Source organism: Paenibacillus phocaeensis (assembly GCF_900021165.1).
GTDB classification, from domain to species: domain Bacteria; phylum Bacillota; class Bacilli; order Paenibacillales; family Paenibacillaceae; genus Fontibacillus; species Fontibacillus phocaensis.
In genome coordinates, this window is the sequence record NZ_FCOQ01000018.1 from 348965 (window position 1) to 371375 (window position 22411).

Annotated in this window: 18 protein-coding genes; 13 read left to right on the plus strand and 5 right to left on the minus strand. The window is 50.1% G+C overall.

Going from position 1 to position 22411, the window contains the following annotated elements; translation table 11 throughout:
• Nucleotides 1-47 precede the first annotated feature (47 nt).
• Nucleotides 48-377: a helix-turn-helix domain-containing protein gene (locus tag BN3795_RS11665; RefSeq protein ID WP_068784834.1), complete on the minus strand. Its 330-nt coding sequence runs from the start codon at nucleotides 375-377 to the stop codon at nucleotides 48-50.
• 238 nt (nucleotides 378-615) lie between these two features.
• Here BN3795_RS11665 and BN3795_RS11670 point away from each other — a divergent pair, with 238 nt between their 5' ends.
• Nucleotides 616-2007 (plus strand): DNA-binding protein, encoded by a 1392-nt coding sequence (locus tag BN3795_RS11670; RefSeq protein WP_068784835.1) that lies wholly within the window; start codon nucleotides 616-618, stop codon nucleotides 2005-2007.
• Nucleotides 2008-2264: 257 nt separating this feature from the next.
• Nucleotides 2265-3629 carry a helix-turn-helix domain-containing protein gene (locus BN3795_RS11675; protein WP_232729914.1) on the plus strand — a complete coding sequence of 455 codons (1365 nt, stop codon included), beginning with the start codon at nucleotides 2265-2267 and terminating at the stop codon, nucleotides 3627-3629.
• Between the two features lie 18 nt (nucleotides 3630-3647).
• Here BN3795_RS11675 and BN3795_RS11680 read toward each other — a convergent pair whose 3' ends face one another.
• Complete coding sequence (locus BN3795_RS11680) at nucleotides 3648-4658, minus strand: ATP-binding protein (RefSeq protein WP_198524700.1); 1011 nt, start codon at nucleotides 4656-4658, stop codon at nucleotides 3648-3650.
• A 271-nt stretch (nucleotides 4659-4929) separates the two neighbouring features.
• Complete coding sequence (locus BN3795_RS11685; RefSeq protein ID WP_068784837.1) at nucleotides 4930-5667, minus strand: LytR/AlgR family response regulator transcription factor; 738 nt, start codon at nucleotides 5665-5667, stop codon at nucleotides 4930-4932.
• Nucleotides 5668-5823: 156 nt separating this feature from the next.
• Here BN3795_RS11685 and BN3795_RS11690 point away from each other — a divergent pair, with 156 nt between their 5' ends.
• The 5 genes from BN3795_RS11690 to BN3795_RS11710 all read left to right on the plus strand — a co-directional run bounded on the left by BN3795_RS11690 (nucleotide 5824) and on the right by BN3795_RS11710 (nucleotide 12752).
• Nucleotides 5824-6747, plus strand: a complete 924-nt coding sequence (locus BN3795_RS11690; RefSeq protein WP_068784838.1) for an ABC transporter ATP-binding protein — start codon at nucleotides 5824-5826, stop codon at nucleotides 6745-6747.
• A gap of 53 nt (nucleotides 6748-6800) precedes the next feature.
• Nucleotides 6801-7541, plus strand: a complete 741-nt coding sequence (locus BN3795_RS11695) for an ABC transporter permease subunit (RefSeq protein ID WP_198524701.1) — start codon at nucleotides 6801-6803, stop codon at nucleotides 7539-7541.
• Between the two features lie 539 nt (nucleotides 7542-8080).
• Entirely contained in the window at nucleotides 8081-9790 is a 1710-nt protein-coding gene (gene rnjA / locus BN3795_RS11700; RefSeq protein WP_068784840.1) for a ribonuclease J1, read from the plus strand.
• Nucleotides 9791-9902: 112 nt separating this feature from the next.
• The gene (locus BN3795_RS11705) at nucleotides 9903-11300 is read left to right on the plus strand and encodes a helix-turn-helix domain-containing protein (RefSeq protein ID WP_068784841.1); all 1398 of its coding nucleotides are present in this window, start codon (nucleotides 9903-9905) and stop codon (nucleotides 11298-11300) included.
• A 477-nt stretch (nucleotides 11301-11777) separates the two neighbouring features.
• Nucleotides 11778-12752 (plus strand): sugar kinase, encoded by a 975-nt coding sequence (locus BN3795_RS11710; protein WP_068785375.1) that lies wholly within the window; start codon nucleotides 11778-11780, stop codon nucleotides 12750-12752.
• A 196-nt stretch (nucleotides 12753-12948) separates the two neighbouring features.
• On the opposite strand, the gene BN3795_RS11715 is transcribed toward BN3795_RS11710, so the two are convergent.
• Both BN3795_RS11715 and BN3795_RS11720 read right to left on the minus strand, forming a co-directional pair.
• Complete coding sequence (locus tag BN3795_RS11715; protein WP_068784842.1) at nucleotides 12949-13488, minus strand: methylated-DNA--[protein]-cysteine S-methyltransferase; 540 nt, start codon at nucleotides 13486-13488, stop codon at nucleotides 12949-12951.
• A gap of 49 nt (nucleotides 13489-13537) precedes the next feature.
• Nucleotides 13538-14116, minus strand: coding sequence for a bifunctional transcriptional activator/DNA repair enzyme AdaA (locus BN3795_RS11720; protein ID WP_068784843.1), 579 nt, complete (start codon nucleotides 14114-14116; stop codon nucleotides 13538-13540).
• 206 nt (nucleotides 14117-14322) lie between these two features.
• Here BN3795_RS11720 and BN3795_RS11725 point away from each other — a divergent pair, with 206 nt between their 5' ends.
• From BN3795_RS11725 to BN3795_RS11750, 6 genes are all read left to right on the plus strand, one after another.
• A complete protein-coding gene (locus BN3795_RS11725; protein ID WP_068784844.1) occupies nucleotides 14323-15444 on the plus strand; it encodes a glycoside hydrolase family 88 protein in 1122 nt (373 codons plus the stop codon).
• 101 nt (nucleotides 15445-15545) lie between these two features.
• Nucleotides 15546-17282, plus strand: a complete 1737-nt coding sequence (locus tag BN3795_RS11730; RefSeq protein WP_068784845.1) for a sensor histidine kinase — start codon at nucleotides 15546-15548, stop codon at nucleotides 17280-17282.
• On the plus strand, nucleotides 17270-18856 hold the full coding sequence (locus BN3795_RS11735; RefSeq protein WP_068784846.1) for a response regulator: 1587 nt from the start codon (nucleotides 17270-17272) through the stop codon (nucleotides 18854-18856). Before BN3795_RS11730 ends, BN3795_RS11735 begins: the two co-directional genes overlap by 13 nt.
• Nucleotides 18857-19023: 167 nt before the next feature.
• The gene (locus BN3795_RS11740; protein ID WP_068784847.1) at nucleotides 19024-19953 is read left to right on the plus strand and encodes a carbohydrate ABC transporter permease; all 930 of its coding nucleotides are present in this window, start codon (nucleotides 19024-19026) and stop codon (nucleotides 19951-19953) included.
• Between the two features lie 7 nt (nucleotides 19954-19960).
• Nucleotides 19961-20803: a carbohydrate ABC transporter permease gene (locus BN3795_RS11745; RefSeq protein WP_110945141.1), complete on the plus strand. Its 843-nt coding sequence runs from the start codon at nucleotides 19961-19963 to the stop codon at nucleotides 20801-20803.
• Between the two features lie 136 nt (nucleotides 20804-20939).
• Entirely contained in the window at nucleotides 20940-22337 is a 1398-nt protein-coding gene (locus BN3795_RS11750; protein ID WP_068784849.1) for an ABC transporter substrate-binding protein, read from the plus strand.
• Nucleotides 22338-22411: the final 74 nt, after the last annotated feature.

Below are 22411 nucleotides of genomic sequence, written 5' to 3' on the forward strand. Positions count from 1 at the left end.
ACATAAATAAAGGGTTTAAAAGCGGAGGTTTCCGTTTTAAACCCTTTTTATATGGAACGAAACATTTCTTTCAGCACACGGTAGGCACGCGCTTGTTCCTCCGCCGGCTGCTCCTGCAGCAGCTGTACGATTTGCCAAATCCAGGTCTGATCCTGAAGCTCATCGTATCCCGGATTCCGGAATAAGGCATACACGCTGACTTGCAATGCATCCGCGATTTTATGCAGCGTTTCGAGCTGCACGTTCTGCTCCCCGCGTTCCAACCGTCCGATGTAAGAACCATACGTTTCCGTCGATTCGGCCAGTTGTTCCTGAGTCAGCCCTTTAAGCTTACGATAGTATCTGACGTTCTTCCCGACTTGCTTAGCTACTTCCATGTAAGCCACCTCTCGTATTAAGTTTAGTCCAAGCCGAGGGGCGAACTGGAGAGTGTTATAAGTTTTATATTTGTTAGAAAAGAATTCACAAGTTCTATATTGCATATTATTGACAAGAATAGATTGGTATATTAGATTTGAAATAGAAATATTACCCATTAACTGGCGAAGATTCCTATACCATGAGGATGTTACGGGTAACGTGAGGAAATGAAGGGTTGTTAGGAGTGGTTGTCGGATGAATCAAACCACCACGATTTTAGCGGAAATAAGCGACTTCATGCACCGGGAATGCTTAAATATTAGCCAATTGAGCAGACTGGCGGGTTTGAATTCCGGTACGGTAAGTTCAATGATCAACGGAAGGAAGGTGATGAGTGTTGAGCAATTGGATCGGTTGACGGCGTTGATGGGATTGGCGGAAGGGTGCCTTTATGAAGAGTATTTTAAAGAGTATTTGTCCGAGGCATCACCCAACTGGCGGCGAATCAAACCTTTCCTTTACCGGTGCGCCGAAGTCGGCAAACTGAGTTGCATTCAACAAACCGTAGATTTCTTGATGGACAATTTAATGTATTCCAGCCCGTTGTTTGAGGTGGCGGAGGACTTTTTTAGGAGCAATAAGCGCGAGGCAGCCGCACTCCTATATGAAGTGATCGCTGAGAGCGAGCAGAAGCAACATTCGGAACGTTTGGCGGTTTGCCAGTACCGGTTGTTTATGATTCGACAAGGAACGGATCAAGAGCAGAATTATCAGGCGGCCATTCAGTTCGAGCCTTTTGTGGAGCGGTTGGATGAAGTGGAGCAGTTGGATGCGCTGAAGGATTTGGCGAGTACTTATCGTTCCTTACGCCGATGGGATAAGGTAGAAAAAACAATTAAAATTCTAGAACATAAGGCCAAGATTTACTATTTCTCTGAGCATCAACAGCGAGCAGAAACTCCCAAAAATACGAATAAGCCGTTATTTTATTATTTAGCCTATACTTATTTGCTACATGCAAATATATACGGATTACGAGGAGATTATGAACAAGCATTACGATATATTCACTTTTGTGCAGATTTGAGCTGGGTGAAGGAAGATGATCAGGAAACACAACATTGGAAGACCCTTTTTCTAGATTGGGCACAAGCGAATACTCTGATGTTCAGGCTTTTTTCGGGAGATATAGGTGTACTTCCGGAGTATGTAGACTATGTCGCACCAAGAAAAGATGAGATTATACTCTCGCTAATAAATATCATGGAAGTAGCAAACCGATATGATATAAATGTTGATGATATAATTCAGCGCTTTGAAGAGGACATTAAATCTATATCTATACAACCAACAGCTATCGGAGTGTACTCTCAACAGATGATATTAGATCGTACTTCCCGGCTTTTAAATGAATTCGCTAGTTATTATCTACATAAGAGAGAGTATGAGGAAGGATTTAAATATTTGATAGATAGTTTGGAAATATGTGCAAAAATAAACAATAAAACGTGTATAATTAAGTGCGTAGGTTTATATGAGCTTTATAGGGCTTATGCTTCCCCTGAAACGATCTTAACCTACAAAAATTTAATTAATGAGGTGTACGAAGATGAAAAGAAAATGGACAACATTCCTCTTGCTAAGTAGCTTTCTACTAATCTTGCTCAGCCCAATACAAATCTCCCAAAGTGAGACGTCAAATGGAGCAGTGTTCCATCTCTTTATGGACGTACATGGGGGTTAATTTAACTATCGGAACAGCGTTTTTCAAAGACTAGCTCCTACGAGCTGGTCTTTTTTTGTCATGTCAGATTTTTGCTTTTTAATTTTTGTTTTTCCAAATCTAGACATAATCCCCTAAAGTAATATGTATAGTCTCATTTGTATGGTTGAGGGGGATTCACTTGAATCACTTGAAATATCGGACCACGATTATTGAAGCAGTCCATAATTATATGGAGCAAAACGGGCTAAGTCTTACGCAATTGGCCAAGCAGTGGAAATTGAACCCCGGGACAGTCAGTTCGATCCTGAACGGCAACCGTCCGCTTGCGGTAGAACAGTTGGAGAGGATCACAGCGGTAATGGAACTTCCCCGGGGTTATTTCTACAGGACTTATATTGGCGAGTACTTGCATGAAGCCAACCCCGATTGGCGCAGGGTGAAACCGATGCTGCAAAATTGCGCCGAAATGGATATGCCGGACCTTATTCGGGAGATCGTTGGCTTATTGCTGGATAATCCGCTATATGCGCATCTCTTGTTTGATTTGGCCGAGGAATTTTATGAAGCAGGTCAATTGGAGGCGGCGGGGATTTTGTACGAGAATGTGGCCCTGACCGAGCGCAGGCAGCATTCCGAACGGTTGGCCTTATGCCAGTACCGGTTGTTTCTGATCGGACAGGGTCATGACCAGGATCAGAATTTTCAGGCCGCGATACAGTTCGAGCCTTTTGTCGAGCGGCTGGATGAAGCCAGTCAACTTGATGCGTTAAAGGATTTAGCCAACGCATACCGTGCCCTAAACCGCTGGGATAAAGTAGAGAAAATCGTTCTAAGGATGGAGCAGAAGGCCAAAATCTATTACTTCTCGGAAAGGAAGAGAACCCAACTTCTTAAAAAGACGAACAGACCTTTGTTTTTTTACCTGGCTTATTCTTATCTTTTTCTAGGAAATATTTATGATATCCAGGGAGAGTATGAAGAGGCGCTGCGATATATTGGGCTTTACGCTGATTTAAGCTGGGTGAAGGAAAACGATCCGGAAACTCTGCATTGGAAGGAGCTGTTTCAAGAGTGGGCCCAGGCAAATGCTCTTCTGACCAGACTATCTTCTGGAGATGTGAGTGTCTTTCCCGATTATGTGGCTAGTATCGTCTCTAAAAAAGATGACGCTGTTCTTGCCCTATTAAATATAATGGAAGCTGCCAATCGGTTTGATATAGATGTCGATGACATCATCCAGTGCTTTGAAGTGGAGATTGTTTCTTTAACAAAACAACCCACTGCAAGGGGCTTATACACCGAGCAAACGATTACGAATTGCATTTCCCAACTTCTCAACGAACTGGCAATTTACTATTTGCGCAAAGGCAAATACTCGGAGGGCTTTAACTATTTTATAGAGAGCCTGGAACAATACTGTTATCTGAACATTCATAATCGATCCTTGATCATCAAATATGTGGAGTTATTCGAACGTTATAAAAACTATGCTTCACCGCAAGTTATAGATGCCTATCAGCAATTGATCGGCAATTTAAAATAGCGTTGGATTTGATAGGCTTCATCCCTGCGGCTCCTGGCGGCGGATCTTAAACAGCGCAATTTCGATTTGAAAAAGCTGGCCGTTGTAAGAAATCTCGATGATGCCGCCGCAGTCGGTAACGATTTTTTTGATGTTCTTTAAGCCGAGACCATGGGGGCCACGGTTTCCGGATTTGGCGGAAACGATATCTCCTTTCCGGTTTGTATGAATTTCATGGACGTACGGATTTTGGATGCTTATAAACAAACTTTGGTTAAGGTAATGCATATGAATGTTGATTTGCCGACCTACATTGGCTTCCGCCTTGCAGGCTTCGATGGCATTATCCAATGCGTTTCCCAGAATTACGCTCATTGCCACGGTATCAAGCTCCAGATGTGGAGGGATATTCAAATCCAAATGGAAGGGAATTTGATTGACCCGGGCGACCTGCTGCTTGTAATTGATGATCGAGTCAATGATCAGGTTGCCGGTATAGCAGCCTCCCGAGCCATCTTCGAGACCTCCCAGGAGCTTGTTTATTTCCTGCAGGCCGGCTTTTTCCTCACCGGATTGCAGCTTTGCTCTTAACCCCAGCAGAATATTTTGAAAATCATGCCGGAACTTCGAGATTTCCTCCTGTCTTTCTTTGGTTTGCAGATATTGATTTAAATAATACTTATTTTGCTGCTCCAACAGTCGATTTCTCGTCTGAGCTGTTTGAAAGCTTAATACGCGGTCATATAGAATAAAAATCAAAAAATTGATGATCAGCAGCCCGCTGGAGATGACCGGAAATAAAATAGGGGAAGCCCGATAAGCCAAGTTGCTTGAAAGCGAGAGGATACCGGTTACACTTAAAAACGGACATAAAAATAAAAGCATTCCATATCGTCCGGATAGATTCCCTGCTCCATAGGATCGGATGAGTCGAACCAATAGGAAGACCAACAAAACCATTAGCAGTTTGGAAAGAAAAAGTGTTAGAATGTATCCGTTGCTCGAATACACGGGTTGCATCGCCGCATCGCTTAGAATGATAAGGGCCACGATAAACAGAGCTGCGCTGATTCTCCACTTCAAATTTCCCCTATACAGAAAAGACATCCCTACTATTAACCCCATGTTCAGGGCGAGTTGAACGGCGCCGGGGAATGGGCTGAAACGCAAAGCGACGGTCCCGATGAAGTACAGAACGTAAAATAAACCAAGCTTCAATTTGCTTTCCACTCGGCAAACGAAGCAATGGCTGAAAAAATAGTGAACGATAAACGATAAAATCGGAAGGGTCACCAAATAAAACAGTTCTTCCGTAAAGGCGTTATCCAATAAAATCCCCTCTGAATTTCAAGTAGTTTTTTCGGACGGAGGAGCTTCTCTTTTCACTGATCGGCAATGTTTTGCCTGTAACAAGCACCAGTTTGCTGTAAGCTATTTCCCTTACGAAGTAGAAATTCACGATGTATGACTGGTGGATTCGTATAAAATCCCCGCCCGTCAGTTTCTTTTCTTCTTCATTTAACGTGCCGTAATATTCGATAGGACCGGTTCCGGTGTAGAGCGAAATTTTTCTCAAGTTGCTTTCCAGGTACATAATTTCCCGGAAGGGTACCAGTTGCTCGCTTCCCTTTTGACGTACCGGCAGGAAGCTACGATAGGCTTGCCGCCGCTTGCGAATCGCTTTTTGAATGGCTGACGTCAGTTTGGCTTTGAAAGCTTCGGGGTCGAGGGGTTTCTTGATAAATCCGGACGGATAAACATCGAACAGCTGAATATGGTATTGGTCATGACTGGAAATATAAATCAACTGGACGTTGTCATTCTCCTCGCTCGCTCGAAGCGCATGCCCCGCTTCAATGCCGTTAACGCCTTCCATCTCAATGTCCATGATAATAATATCGTACGGGCAACCTTGCTGAATGGTTTTTGAGAAACTTTCTCCGGAATAGAAAAGAGACACCTCTATTTTCTCAGGAATCATGCATTGAAGATCCGATAAAAGTTCTTCGACCCGTTCGGTTGTTGGCAGGTCGTCATCACACACGGAGATTCGAATCACGTGAACCTTCCTTTCTACCGTCCTCTCTTTGATTATACAATTTTTGAACCCCTGAATAGTTACACGAAAGCTCTTAATTCTGACAATCCATGGTTTGAAGGACTGACAAGCATGTTATCATGACCTCGATCACAGCAGGTAGAGGAGTGTTGGGACATGGAGACACCGATTTTTGAGGCAAAAGGATTAACGAAGAGATTCGGCTCCTCCTTCGCGCTTCAGGATATTCATATGACGATCCACGCCGGGGATATTTATGGGTTTGTCGGGGAGAACGGCGCCGGCAAAACCACACTGATGCGAATCATTGGAGGTTTGGTATATCCGACGCAGGGCAGCTTTTCTCTATTTGGAAAAACGGCAAAAAGCGAATGGGATGCGGCTAGGCGGCAGATCGGGTTTCTCATCGAATGGCCGGCGCTGTATCCGCATTTGAACGCAGAGGAGAACCTGACCTTTTATTGCCGGATTTACGGAATTAGGGATCCTGGCCGAATTGCCGAGGTGTTGGATACGGTATCTTTGACGGACAGCGGCAGAAATAAGAAGGTTTCGGAATACTCGTTAGGCATGCGGCAACGGCTTGGACTGGCCATCGCCTTGCTCAACCGGCCGAAGTTTCTAGTGCTGGACGAACCAATCAACGGACTTGATCCCTCTGGGATCGTTGAGATGCGCAGAATCCTGGAGCATCTGGCCAAAGATCATGAAGTCACCATTTTGATCTCCAGCCATATTTTAAGCGAGTTGCAGTTATTGGCCACTAAATTTGGATTCATTCATCGAGGAAGGTTAATCAAGGAGATCTCCGCCCAAGCGTTATTAAAATCTGCGGAAACCAGCCTATGCATTCGAACGCCGGATCTGTCGGCGGCTGTCGAGGTTTTAAGAGGGCAGCTTAACCTCGAGCGAATGACGATCACGGATAATGGAGAGATCCATATTCCCAAGGAGGACACGAATCTGGAACAACTTATGGCAGTTCTGTTGAAGCATGGAGTTCCGGTCGAGGGAATTCATCTGTCTTCTCCCAATCTGGAGAACTACTATATGGACCTGATCGGAGGCAACGCTTCATGAAAAATTTCCTTACAAGTGAAATCTATTATTTGCGGAAAGAATTCGCTTTTCGAATGACGACTATTATTTTTACGCTCGTCGGTATTGCGTTACCCGTATGGATCGGTTTGAAGACCGGATTTGCGTTAAGCCATCCGGCAGAACCCTTGCGAGTCTCCACCCAGCTTTCTTTGTTTATGTACTTTATTATTCCGGTGCATGCTTGTTATTTTACGACGGAGGGTTATGAATACGGCTCTATTAAAAATATCATTTCCTCAGGTCAGAGCAGACAGTCTTACTTTATCGGGAAATATGTAACGGAGCTTCTGGCGATTTTGGGGTGGGTCGTTCAATTTTTTGGAGTGTTTTATATTTTATATCTGGCATTGGCGCTGCTTGTGGGTTCTCCTATTGGAAACAACGATTCGGCGGGGAATCTGATGTCCGCAATGTTAGCGGTTGTGTTCAACTTTCTCTACCTGGCCGCTTACGCTTCTATTGTGATGATGGCGGGGATCCTGATCAAAAGAACGGCTTCGGCGATCATTTTCACTTTTCTCACCGTGTTCGGCGATTTTCTGCTTAGCGGATATCTCAAAGACTCCGCCTATGCTTTGTTACGCGCGGTCTCAGAACATACTCTCATGACTCAGATTTTCAAATTTTCCGGACAATACGTAGTAAATTCAAAACTCGTCGTCCCGTCGGGACCCGAAGAGTATCTCCGCATGACGCTGATTCCTTTGATCATCATCGCTGTTTGTTTAACGCTGGCCCTCCTCGCTTTTAGAAAAAGCGACATTGTGACTTAGCACGAAACGCTAATGATCTCATTTGCGACTTTAATCGTTCTGATACTTTCTTTTCGTAATAAAAAATAGACTGCCCTCTGACAAAGGTTTGCAGTCTATTTTTTATGGATAGCACCTTGTAAATGCCTTCCGCCCTTAAAAGCGGCTACTGCTTGTTTCAATTCCTCGCTTCAAAACTCGTCGTCCCGTCGGGGCCCCGCGTGACGACGATTCCTTTGGTCCTCACGCTGATCAGCGAGCTTATGGGGGCGAAAACGCCGTTTTTTGGAGGAGAAACCGGGAAATAAGCTCTCCTGCAAGCGTTACAACCTGCGCATCCTCATTTTGGGCCTAATAGCGTTGCTCCTAAGCGTTAGAATTAAGCCTTGTTCCTGTTGTCGTGCCTCAAGCCTCGATTTGAATGCGGAGCTAAAATCTTTGGGCAAATTCCCCCGGCTTTACCGAACATCCGTAAAAATTAAATAGTTATTGTGCCGATAATTCAGTATAATTCTCTTATAGCCTAGTGAACGAACCCTTCAGAGAGGATTATCGACCTAATGAATGTAGCAGCAACTAAACCAGTAAAGACGAATCGACGTTCCAAGTCGTCTCCGCCGCCTGTACGAATTTTCTCGCTTGGCGGGATCGGGGAGATCGGCAAAAATATGTACGGCATCGAATTCAGAGATGAGATTATTCTGATTGACGCAGGACTTAAATTCCCGGATTCCCGCTTGACGGGGATTGATTGCATTATCCCGGATATCCGATATTTGATTGAAAACAAGCATAAAATGAAAGGCCTGTTCCTTACCCATGGTCACGAGGATCATATTGGCGCGATTCCTTACGTGCTGCGCCAGCTTCAGCTGCCGATCTACGGCGGTCCGCTGACCATTGGGCTGGTCAAAGCCAAATTGGAGGAGCATCGCCTGCTTGGACAAGCGGAGCTCCATGTGTTCCATGAGAACGACCGGTATGCGTTCAAACATTTGGCCGTGCATTTCTTCCGCACGACCCACAGTATTCCCGATGCCTTCGGCATCGTGGTTGATACTCCTTACGGATCAATCGTTCATACGGGCGATTTCAAATTCGATTTCACGCCGGAGGATCGTCCGGCCGACCTGTTCAAAATGGCCAGCGTCGGCGGTGAAGGCGTGTTGGCGCTGCTCGCGGACAGTACGAACAGTGAGAAGGAGGGCTTTACGCCTTCCGAGCGCCGGGTTGGCGATGCGATCCTGGAGTCGTTCCGCGGCTGTCAGGGGCGGATCTTGTTCGCCACCTTCGCTTCCAATGTGCATCGGCTGCAGCAGGTGGTTGAAGCGGCGACCCTGGTTAATCGCAAAATCGCCGTCATCGGCCGCAGTATGGAGAAAGTATTCGCCATTGGTCAAGATCTGGGATATATCCGCGTACCGGAAGGGATGCTGATTGATGTGAAGCACATCGATCGTTACCCCGAAGAGCAGGTACTCATCGTTTGTACCGGCAGCCAGGGGGAACCCAATGCTGCGCTCAGCCGCATTGCATCGGGGGCGCATCGGAGTGTGCAGGTGTATCCGGGCGATACGGTCATTTACTCCTCATCGCCGATTCCGGGCAATGCACAGAACATTAACCGCAGTATTGACTTGTTGCTGCGGGCTGGCGCGAACGTCATCTATGGCTCGATTTTTGATATTCATACCTCCGGGCATGGCTGCCGCGAAGACTTGAAGCTGATGCTCAGCTTCATTCGTCCCAAGTACTTCATCCCGATCCACGGCGAGTACCGGATGCTGCTCAGCCACCGCAATCTGGCGCTGCAAACGGGCATTCCCGAAAATCATGTATTCGTCATGAACATCGGGGATACGTTGTCGGTATATCGGAACCGGGCGAAGCGGGGACGTACGATTCCTTCCGGGCAAGTGCTCATCAGTAACGGGGAGATGCGCCCAACTCACGAAGACGCATTGCTGGTAGAACGGATGGAACTGGCCCAGGAAGGCATTGTCATCGTCGTGATGACGGTGGATCGTAAAACGCGGCAAATCCTGGCTGGACCGGATATCGTCTCGCGCGGCTTCGTCTACATGCAGGATGCCCGGCCGCTGCTACGCAGGGCGGAAGCGATGTTGAAACGGAGCTTGAACCGGCTTGGCGAGAAGGAGTCTTACGATCAAAACGCTTGGCTGCGGGCGACACAACAGCAGCTGCGGCGGTATTTTGCCAAAGAAGTGGGCCGAACTCCGCATATCATGCCGTCCATTCTCGAAGTCTAGCATTCCTAAGGGAACCTTCCGTGCAAGGGGGTTCCCTTTTTTTATTTGACCGCCTGTTCACATTTCTATATAATGTGTAAAAATATAGGAGATTCCGAAGGAGGGAGATCGAATGAGGAAGGAACCCGCGATTCGTTCCGTGATCAGCCGCCAGTTGGAAAAGAAAGGATATTCCTTGCACCGCTTTTCCCACCTCTCGGGAATCAATCGGGGGACGCTCAGCGCTATTTTAAATGGAAATCCCCCCAAACCGATCTCCATCGGGCAGCTGGATCTGATGACCAAAGCGCTCGAACAGCCGATCGGGCTATATTATCGCTTATATATCGATGAATGTCTCGATGCTGAACATCCCAACCGGCGGAGGTTGAAGTCGTTTCTGCTCCGTTGTGCGGAAATTGGCGAATGGGACTGTATCGAGGAGGTGTTGTCCCGACTGGCAGAGGACCTGTCCTATCTTCCGATGGTTTTTGCCATTGGTGAGGAACTTTACGAGGAAGGAAAAGGCGAAGCGGCGAGGTTATTCTACCAGTCCGTATGCGAATACGAGAAATACCAGCATTCGGAACGGTTGGCGATGAGTCAATACCGTCTGTTCCGGATGCGGCTGGGGGACCATGCGGAGACGAACTTGCGTGCGGCAACCTGGTTCGAGCCCTACCGCAACCGGCTCCCCGAGGATCTTCAGCTCGATGGGCTGCTGCATCTGGCTAACGCTTACTACTCCCTGCAAAAGTGGACGTATGTGGAGCGATTTGCCGAGGAGCTGCAGGTACTAGCCCGACTTATGTATGAAAGGTGTCGTAAATCGGCAAGCCCTCATCCGTATCAGGAGCTGCGCTGCGAACGCCATTTGGTGGTCTATTACGGACAGGGCTATTTGTTAAAAAGCTCGGCATTGGAGCATCAAGGCAAGTATGAGGAAGCGTTGGCCTGTGTGGCGGGCTACGAGGATTTGAGCTGGTTTGAAGGCCTGGATGAGACCGGCTTCAAAGAAGTAGAGAAGTTTAAAGTTTGGGCGAGAGCGAATCGCTACAACCTGGAGATTTTAAATGGAAATGCGGCGATTCTTCCGGAGTATATCAAGCTGCTTAAAGAGCATCCCTATGAAGTACTTCCCAGCTTGAGAATTATTGTTGAAGCGGCCAATCTTAACGGTTTTCCAATCGACGACGTATTAAAAGAGTTTCCTGTGAATACGGATTTATATAGCCAATTTCCGAATCATTATGTATCTGTAGTGAATAAGGACCGGTATCTGGATCTCAACTATCAACTGGCCATTTATCTGCTGCGCAAACAGAATATCGAGGAAGGCTTGGGGAGATTGGTCTACGCGCTCAAATACGCCGTTTCGCTCCGGAACAAAGAGTTCTTCATGAGAATGGTCCCGCTATTTGAGCAGCATCGAATGGAGGCTACGCCGCAGCAACTGCAGGAGTATGTAACCTTGATGGGGGAGGTGTTGGAAAGTGCGGAAGTGGATAGTGGCGGTCGCCCTGGTCATTAGTTTAGGCACGGGGGTATTGGGCAGCATCGGTCATGGGAGCCAGTTGACAGCTTATGAGAACGGGGTAGGGGGTTAAGAAGGCGCCGGCTATGCCGGACCGGATAACCTCCTGTCCGAAACTCGCAGCCGATCGTACGGGGAAAGCCCCTGTGCACATCGGCTTTTTGTATGTAATAAAAAGTTAATTGTTCAAAAGGACGCTTTGCACGATTATCCCCTTCGATCAGGGAGCCGAGTCAAGAGCCGCCTTACTCCATGCCCCTTACTCCATACTCCATGCCCCTCACTCCGTGCCCCTGCCCCCCCTGAATGAAAGGGATAATCGTGTAAAGGTAGCAATGAGGGACACCCAGGCGCGACAGCCTCCCATTTATACATAGTCTTCTTCGCCGGAACATGAGATAATAAAAGCTGGCATGTGCAGGAATACCGATCCTGATGACTTATACCGATTATGTGAAAAAGGTGGAAAGACAGATGAATATTCCCGATTCAACCCGGCAAGGAAGTCCCGAAGTCGTAACCTTCGGCGAAAGTATGGCCCTGCTGATTGCAGAAGGAGGCAAAGGGCTGGAGTATGCAAACGCTCTCTCCCCTTCGTTCGGAGGGGCGGAATCCAACGTAGCGATCGGATTGGCCCGGCTGGGGCAAACCTCCGGATGGTGCGGCCGACTGGGCGATGATCCGTTTGGACGCCGGATCTTGAAGGCCATCCGCGGCGAAGGCGTGGACGTGTCTCGCGCGAAGCTGACGGACGAAGCGCCTACGGGCATGATGGTGCGGGAGAACGTGGCGGGCAAAAGCTCGGTCTACTATTACCGCAAGCTGTCCGCGGCCAGCATGATGCGTCCGGAGCATCTGGACGAAGCCTACATCGCCGGAGCCCGGGTGCTGCATCTCACGGGCATTACGCCGGCGCTCAGCGCTTCTTGCGTGGAAACGGCCCATGCGGCGGTGGACATCGCCAAGCGGCACGGGGTGAAGGTCAGCTTCGATCCCAACTTGCGCTTGAAATTATGGAGTGTCGAGGACGCGCGCAAGGTATTGCTGCCGCTGGCGATGAAGGCGGATTATTTCCTGCCGGGACTCGATGAGTTGAAGTTGTTATACGAGACCGAATCGGTGGATGCGATCCTCGGCAAGCTGCAGGAGTTATCCGCCGTCAGCATTATCAAAGGCGGGGAGGACTGCACCTACGTGCTGGAGCAAGGCCAACTGACATCAGTCCCGTATTATAAAGTGGAGCATGTGATCGATACGGTGGGAGCGGGCGACGGATTTTGCGCCGGATTTCTGGCGGGGGTTGTGCGTGGATACAGCATGGTTGAGGCGGTGCGCCTTGGCAATCTGGTTGGCGCACAAGTGATCCAGGCCGTAGGCGATTGGGAAGGCCTGCCTAGCGCAGCGGAGATCGAACGGTTGTTGTCCGGCAAAGGGCATGTCGAGCGGTAGAGAGGCGGCTGCGTTTCTGCGGAGGCTTGATGTGCAGAAATGTTAACGTGATCAAACTGGTGAGATTCAAACCCCAAACAACCGCGGGAGCGCAGGCTCCGGCGGTTGTTTGGGGTTTAGGGAATAGAAACACTTGCAGCAGTGCAGTGACTTGGGCGAGTGAAGCGGGCCGTCACGCGCGGCTGATCCTGCGGATTCAACGTCTGCCTTCGCTGCCTATCGCCGCCTGTTCCAGCTCAAGCAGCCGGGTTTTCATCTCCAGCCCGCCGCGGTAGCCGGTGAGCGTCCCATTCTTGCCGATCACCCGGTGGCATGGAACGGTAATGAGCAATGGATTAGCCCCGATCGCCGTACCCACGGCACGGACGGCAGCCGGCTTGCCGATGGACTGGGCGATGTCCGTATAAGACCGGGTCTGCCCGAACGGAATCGAGCCGAGTGCCTTCCATACGTCTTGTTGAAACGGAGTTCCCTGCAGGTCAAAAGCGAGGGTAAAGTTCTGGCGCTCCCCGCGAAAATACTCCGACAATTCCGCCGCATAAGGAGCCATCCGGCGGTCATCCTGCGTAAGCGAACTGCCGGGATATCGGCGGTTCGCCCAGGCGGTCAGTTCATCCAACGGGCCGCCGGAGGAGCCGACAAACGCCAGCCCCCGCTCGGTAGCGGCGAGATACAGGCCCCAGGAAGCCTCTTGAAGCCGGGACCAATATATCGGCAGGTATTGAGGGGTTGTCATGGTGCATATACCTCCAGAGAAAGAATCGAGCAGCCTGAAGCGAGCAAGATCAGATCCGCCCGCCTGTCTGCATTTTGCGATATTCGTTCGGCGTGATGCCGGTCGTTTTCTTGAATAAGGTGATCATATAGGCGGAACTGCCGATCCCCACGTCCCGGGCGATCTCCGCAACGGTCCGCTGCGATTCGGCCAAAGCCCGCTGCGCCTCCTCGATTCGCCGCCGCCCCAGGTATTCCGTCGGCGTCATCCGCATGACCCGTTTAAACGTTCGCTGCAGATGGTACGGGCTGCCGTGGCACCACTCCGCCAGCGTCTCCAGCGTGAGCTTGTCCCGGTAGTGCCGGTCGATATATTCGACGATCTGATCGACCCATTCCCGATCCGGCAGCCGCTGTCCCTCCGGTTTGCAGCGTTTGCAGGGGCGGAAACGGGCGGCTTTGGCCTGCTCCGCGTTGGCGAAGACTAGAACATTCTCCCGCTTGGGCGGCCTCGATTTGCAGGAAGGCCGGCAGAAGATGCCTGTGCTGGCTACCGCATAGTAAAAATGTCCGTCCTGCGAAGGATCATTGGTGAGAATCGCTTGCCACTGTGCCTCGCTGGGGGGTTGATACTTCGCGCCGTGGGTCATGGGTTTCACCTCCAGCCTTAGTATACCTTGGTCGGGGGAACGGCGCCACGGGGAGCGAAAGGAAAAGCAAGATAACGAAATGTGGAGGAACCGCCCCGAAAGTCAAAATTTTGCACAGCAAAGCCCAAAATCTCCCCTTTTAGAACGGGTTCACTCTACTTATGATGGGCATAAGCAACGATCGGTTCGAAAGGGGCAGACAAACGATGTGGAGATATGCGATTGAGGACGCCGTTGAGAAAATTCGGGTGAATCTGGATCGATACGGGACGCGATTCCCCCACGTAAGCAAGAAGGGGACTTACCTTCTAAACGACAACGACGATTGGACGAACGGATTTTGGAGCGGCCTGCTATGGCTGTGTTACGAATATACGGGGGATGAGGTGTTCCGCCGGGGAGCCGTACGTACGGTAGAAGACTTTCACCGCCGTCTCGCGGAGAACAAGGTGCTGGATCACCATGATATCGGCTTTCTATACTCTTTATCATCCAAAGCGCAATGGATGGTCGAAAAAGACGAGCGTGCCCGCCAATTGACGCTTGAGGCGGCGGATATGCTGTTGAAGCGCTGGCGCCCGGCCGGAGGGTATATTCAGGCTTGGGGACCGGAAGGAGACGCCAAGGAAGGCGGCCGGATCATCATCGATTGCCTGATGAATTTGCCCCTCCTGTTCTGGGCGGGAGAGCAAACCGGCCGCTCCGTTTATGCGGAAGTGGCAAGGATGCAGGCGGATAAATCGAGACGTTACCTGGTGAGGGGGGACGACAGTTCCTATCACACCTTCTTCTTCGATCCGCAAACCGGCGAACCCATCGGCGGGGCGACGCATCAAGGGTATACGAACGGTTCAACGTGGACGCGCGGGCAGGCCTGGGGGGTATACGGTTTCGCGCTGGCGTATCGTTATACGAAAAATCCGGTCTATTTGGACACTTCGAAGAGGATGGCTCGGTATTTTTTGGAGCACTTGCCGGAGGACCACGTCGCTTATTGGGATTTTGACGTTCCTTTGGAGTCGGGGACGTTCCGCGACAGTTCCGCATCCGCCATCGTGGCCGCAGGCTTGCAGGAATTAATCGGTTTGCTGGGGGAACATGATCCGGATCGGGAAGATTTCCAGCAAGGGCTGATCCGTTCGATCACCTCGCTGGTGCGGAACTACGCCACGATCGGCGAGCAGGCGGAAGGTCTGTTGAAGCATGGCTCCTATCATGTCAGGGGAGGGCAGTCTCCGGACGATTTCATGATCTGGGGCGATTATTTCTACCTGGAAGCCCTGATCCGGCTGGAAAGCGGCAAAGTAGGATACTGGTATGAGCGCTGACGATTGCGGCAGCCGGGAAGCCCTGGCAATCATTGTATTTAGGTAAACTTGCCGGAGGGCTGATAGAATAAGGAGAAGAGCATGAGAAGGGAACGAATCACATGTTTAAACTGACTTACTATCGCCGCATTCAGTTGTCGTTCCTCTTGTTGATCTTTATTCCGCTCATTGCCGTCTCGGTCATTTCCTTTGTTCTGATCCGGAGCTCCATGGTCGAGAAGCTGCAGCTCAGCAACGAGAATCTGCTGAACGTCATGATCGACGAACTGAACAAGACGATCGACGATGTGACGTTCGCCTCGCATTTTATCGTGAATGATGAGAATTTTCGCGCGAACCTGAACGCATTTGCCGATACGGAACGGCTGAACGATTACGAGGATTATGTGCATTTTTCGCAGATTCAGGAGGTATTCTCGCTGATTAATTCCAAGCCGCTGAATAACAGCATCCGCATGTATCTCGTTAACCGGCGGCATTTCGTGATTTCCTCCGGCACCGAGGAGCTCACTTCGATCAATGCCAATGTGGACAAGCTGATGGATCGCGTCGATCTTCAAAAACCGGAGAAATTGCAATGGCTCGGCATGGCGGACAGCGGTTCCGGAAAAAACAGCAGATATTACATCGCCAGAGTGATTTACGACAACCACGAGAGCCGGGAGGTCTCCGTGCTGCTCGTTTCCATCTCCGAATCGTACTTCACCAAGCTGCTTGGACAGGTCGAATTCGGCAAGGTGGCCCTGTTTGACGCCGAGGGCGGGGTGATCGCGGGCAACCCGGAGTTAACCCCGTCTCATCATACGGATACCAAAGGCAACCTGCTTACGGTCAGAACCATCTCCAAATCGAGCTGGAAGCTCGTTTATGAAACCTCCGAAACGGAATGGGCCGGCCAAATTTCACGCGCTTTTTACGCCGGGATTGGCGGTGTGCTGCTACTGTTTATCGTATTTTCCGCCACCTCGGTCCTGATTGCCAAGAGATTGCACAGCCCGATTCTCAAGCTTCAACGCGTCGTACGGCAATTTGGCATGGGGAATCTGGACGCCCGGCTGGACGTGAAAGGCAAGGACGATATCGCCGAGTTGGGACAAACGCTGAATACGATGCTGGGCCAGCTTCAGAAGTTGATTTACGACATTGAGCAGGAGCAAGAACAAAAAAGGGTCATGGAGCTGGAGGCTTTGTTCATGCAAATTCGCCCCCACTTTTTGATCAACACGCTCAACTCGATCAAATGCAGTCTGATCTTGAACCGGGATACGCTGCATAGCGGAATCATCGATTCGCTGATGAGCCTGCTTCGGGCTTACTTGAAAGTCAACGAACCGGCAACCCTCCGGGAGGAATGCAAGCTGCTGGCCCATTATACGGACATTATGAAAATCCGGAATGAAATCCCTCTGCAGTTGATCGTCGAGCTGGACCCGGCGACGGAGCGGCTGATCGTTCCCAAATTGATTTTGCAGCCGCTGGTGGAGAACGCCGTCGTTCATGGACTGGTTGACCAGCAGGAACCTCGAATCACGGTTTGCTCGGAAGCGGTTCCTACGGGCGTCATCATCCAGATTTCGGACAATGGTTGCGGAGCGGACGAAGCCGTGTTGGCCCGGTTGAACCGAGTGCTGCAGAATGCAAATGGGGAACAAGACGAGTCTTATCGCAGAGTGGGCTTGATCAATGTGATGCAACGGCTGAGATTAACCTTCGGGCCGGAGGCGCGTTTGTCGCTGCAAAACCGCCCGCAAGGCGGGGTGTCCGCAACACTGTATTTGCCGCAGGCCAATCATCATGTTCTTCCGACGAGAGGAGAGGAATTAGGATGTACCGAGTGATGCTTATCGACGATGACGTACCGATGCTCAAAGTGCTCCGGCAGATGATCGATTGGGAAGCGCTGAATCTGCAAATCGTCGGCAGTACCTACTCCAGTGCCAAGGCGCTGCTTCTGTTTGACGAAGTGCAGCCGGATATCGTGATCACGGACATCGGCCTGCCGCAAACCAACGGCATTGAACTGGCCGAACGGTTTACCCGGGAGAAGCCGGACACCCGCATCATTTTTCTGACCTGTCACGAGGATTTCCATTATGCCCAGCAGGCGGTGAAGCTGAAAGCCGACGATTATTTGCTGAAGGATCAATTGACAGGGGAGCAATTGGAGCAAAGCTTGGGTAAATCGGTGCGCTTGTTGAAATCAAAGGAAGGGCTGATCTACCGCGATTCGGCAAGCTTCAACAACCAGTTGTTCCGCCAGGATTTGCTGCAAAGGGTGATCGCGGGTGCGGCGTCTGAAGCCACGCTGGATTATGCGGCTCAAATCGGAATATCCTGGAGGTACCCGTGGTTTAAATTCGGAATGGTGAGCCTTCACTTTTCCAGCTTTGACAAACGTTACAAGCAAAATGAATATCAGCTGATTTTATACGCCATCTACAATATCGCCTTGGAATTGTCCGAATCGAGCGAAGGGATCACGCCGTTCCTGGAGCAGGAGAATCTCGTGATTCTCTATAATTACCGGGCGAATCTGGCGCATAACGCCGCGTCGGATTTCCAACATTTTTTACGGCGGCTGCGCGATCGGTGCGCCCGTTTCCTGAAGATAGAGGTCAGCATCGTTGCTTTTACAGGAAAAATGGAGCTGGCGACCCTCGGTCCGATTTATCAGGAAATCCTTCATGACAAACATGAGTTTTACGCGGGGATCGATTATACGCTTTCGGATTCAACTCAGATCACCTCGCGAATGTTCCAGACCGCCCCTGCGGGTTTTCTGGACGGCTATGTCTCCAAGCTGGAGCAGGCGGTGATCCGGCAGGATCTGGACGGGATCCGCAGCACTTTGCGCGGTATCGGTGAAAGCGCGCGCGGGATGTCGATCGATCCGGACGACTTTGCCCGGGAGATGTCCTTTATGCTTCGCGGCATCGAGATGATGTTCTCCAACTTGAAATTCGGCGAAGACTTGTTCGTTTACCTCGTGTTGTCCCGGACGTTGGACGATTCGATGGAGTTGGTGGAGAGGAAGCTTGTGCAAATTGCCGAAAACCGGCATAAAGGACCGGCGAGCCGTCCGCAAGAGCCCAAATTGCAAGTGGTTCAGCAATATATCGAACAGCATCTGGCCGACAATATTACCTCGATCGATATGGCGCGTTATCTCTACTTGAATCCCAGCTATTTTTCGCGTTATTTTAAGCGCATGACCGGCGTGACTTTTACGGACTATGTGCATCAGTACAAAATGAAATTGGCGACCAAAATGCTGAAAATGTCCAATCAGAATCTGGAGTCGTTAGCGATCGGATTGGGATATTCGGATCGAACGTATTTTTCGAAAGTGTTTAAGAAGTATGTGGGAACGACGCCAAGCGAATACAAAACCAAACATACGGCGCGCAAGTAATTTGTCGCCGCTGCCGCCACCACCACCGCCCCTTCGGGCGGTTTTCTTTTGCGCTCGCCGGACACAAAGGTCAAAATCGTGCACAAGGCTGGTCAGAATCCGTCCTTCAAGCCGCCGCCCGATGCAGTACGATAAGGACAACTTATTTTTAGTTGAGGTGATGCAACGTGGAGGCTGCTAAACAACCGGTGTCCCAAAGGCTGGGGACGCCGCGGAAATTCTGGACTCCCCAGCGGAGAGAGGCGTTGATCGGATGGCTGTTCCTGGTGCCGGAGATCGTCGGGATGATTTTTCTGAACGTGTTTGCGCTTGGATTTTCCCTGTATTTGAGTTTATCCAAATGGGATTTACTGTCGGGGGTTAAGGGCATTGAGTTTACCGGATTCGATAATTATCTCAAGATGTTCCAGGATCCAACCATTCTACAGGCGTTAAAGAACAATCTCATCTATATGGTTCTGACGGTGCCGATCCCGATCGCCATCGCTTTGGTGCTCGCCGCACTGATTCAGAACAGCGTATTTTTCAAAGACTATTTCAAAGTCGCGTTCTTCATCCCGTATATTTCTTCGATCATCGCGATTGCCGCGGTGTGGAGCGCTTTGCTCCATCCTTCGCTTGGCCCCGTCAATCAGCTCTTGATGGAACTGGGGATTCATCACCCGCCCAAATGGCTGGTCGACCCGAAAACGTCGCTGCTGTCAATCGCCATTATCAGTTCCTGGGCAAGTCTTGGCTATACGATCATTATTTATATGGCGGGACTGACGAATATTTCGAACGAGATCTACGAAGCTGCGGAAATCGACGGGGCCGGCGCGCTCAAAAAGTTTTTTGCCATTACCGTACCGATGCTGCGTCCGACGACGTTCTTCCTGCTGATCACGATGCTGATCGGTTCGTTCAAAGTATTCGATATCATCGCCTTCTTGACCGAGGGCGGCCCGAACAATTCATCTACCGTGCTCGTATTCCGCATCTACGAAGAAGGCTTTAAATACTACAATATGGGCTACGCTTCGGCGATTTCCTGGCTGCTGTTCGCCATTATCGGCTTGCTGACGGCAGTCACCTGGAAAATGCGTAACGAAGAATAGGAGGAAGATGCCAATGCAATCGATTCGGAAAAATGGATCTAAAATCGTGATCACAGCCCTCATGGGCGCCTTGTCCGTCATGTTTCTGGTACCGCTGATCTGGATGATATCCGCAGCGTTCAAGTACGAGAAAGATGTCATGCGTTTTCCGATCCAATGGATTCCCGAAAAGATCAATGTAGCGTATAATTTCAAGGAAGTTTGGATGGGACGGGTTCCTTTCTATGATTTCTATTTTAACTCTTTTCAAATCGCGATCTTGACGACCTGCATCACGCTTGTGATCTCTTCCATGTCGGCGTATGCTTTGACGAAAATCCATTTCAAAGGCCGGAGTCTGGTGTTCGCGGCGCTGTTATCGTTCATGATCATTCCCGATCAGGCGACGTTAATTCCGCGCTTTCTGCTGATCCGTTGGTTTGGCCTTTACAATACCCATGCCGCGATTATTCTGATGAGCATGTTCTCGATTTATTTCACTTTCCTGTTGCGGCAATTCATGCACGGCGTCAGCGACGAGTACATCGAAGCGGCGCGAATCGACGGGGCGGGCCATCTGCGGATCTTCGCCTCCATCATGGTCCCGCTTTGCAAGCCGGTGCTCGCCACGGTAGCCATCATCAAATTTATCTGGACCTGGAACGATTACCAGAATCCGCTCATTTTCTTGCTGGACAAGGATTTGTATACGATACCGCTGGGGATGACGTTGTTCCGCGACGACTATACGAACAATTATGCGATCATGATGATGGCAGCGTTGTCCGCGATCGTTCCGCTGGTTATCGTGTTTATCGCCTTGCAGAAGCAGGTCATCAACGGGATCGCCTTGGGCGGTGTAAAAGGCTGATCGATCCCGCATGCCCCGAAAAGTCAAAAATGTAATCCCATCACCTCAAAATTGTGCACTTGGCTTCTTCCACAGCTAACTATAATTAGGGGTGAAAAAACGCAACACTCAATCATTCCATACGGGGGGAAGCAATATGAAGCACAAAGGGAAGCAAAAATTATCCGTAATACTCGGTGCATTTCTGGCCGTGACCTTGCTGTTAAGCGGGTGCGGGAACTCCGGGAATTCGGCAGCGAATGGGGGTTCTGCGGCGGACGCCAATAGCGGGAGCGCCCAAGCCGAGAAGCAAGTGACCATCACTTACTACAACTGGGATAACGAAGCGCAATCGGCAGGCACCGATGCCATGTTGCAGGAATTCATGGATCAAAACCCGAATATCAAGGTAGAGCATAAAGTGCTCGTTCCCGGCGATTCCGTGGAAATGCTGAAAAAACTCGATTTCCTCATTTCCTCCGGAGAGGCGATCGACGTGGTGCAATTGCCGAGCCTGGGGGCCGTGCTGGAACGGGCAACCCGGGGAGCGCTTGCCCCTCTGAACGAGTTCTATGAGCAGGAGAGCCTGGTTCCGGAAGATGAGTATTATGTGAATGCCAAGGTAGACGACAAGTATTATGGCATGCAGTACACCAAGAGCATCAACTATGTCATGCTTAACAAGGATGCCCTGGATGAAGCGGGTCTGGAAGTACCGAAATTCGGGTGGACCTGGGACGATTACCGGGAGTACGCCAAGAAGTTGACCCAAGGCGAAGGGGTAGATAAACGTTACGGCACCTATTTTCATACCTGGGAGCTCTACATGAACGCACCGGCGCAGACCATGATGAAAGATCCGTTCCTGTACGATGACGGCACAACGATCTTGGCCGATCCAACGTATAAATACTTCTTCCAGCTCCGCAAAGATATGGAGGAGAAGGATCAATCGGCCAAGCCATACAGCGACGTGCTTGCCGCGAAGCTGAACTACCGTACCGAATTTTTCAATGAAGAGGCTGCCATGATTCTGACCGGCAACTTTACAATTCCGGATCCGGGCAATACCGAACAGTATCCTCATGATTTCAAGACGGCTTTCGCTCCGGTGCCGGTGCCTCCTGCCGGTTCCGAACCTAAAGGTTACGAGGGCAAATACTTCACCAGCGGCAACATGCTGGCGATGGGAGAAACCTCGGAGAACAAGGAAGCTTCCTTCAAGTTGATGCGATTTATGACGACGGCGGATTCGGACAACCGTGCGGAATTCTCCGGTTACAAGAAAGCGAATAACGAAGAGCTGTTGACCAAGCTGGTCGCCGGCAAAGAGGACATGTACGATATGGATTCGCTGAAATATACGCTGTTCGACGACGATATCCAGTTCCTGGACGGCGCGCAAGTCATGACGACGGCAACCTCCGAATTGACTAAAGTGATTGATGACGGCTTCAGCAAATTTATGCTCAGCAACGAACCGATCGACGAAGTGCAGCAATGGATGGTGGATGAAGCAACGAAAATCATCAATGAAAAAGGCGTTGTTAAATAAGAGGGACCTGGAGCAGGTCTTGGCAACGTAAAGCAAGGCTTTGGGAAGTCCACCGGCTTTCCAAAGCCTTCTTT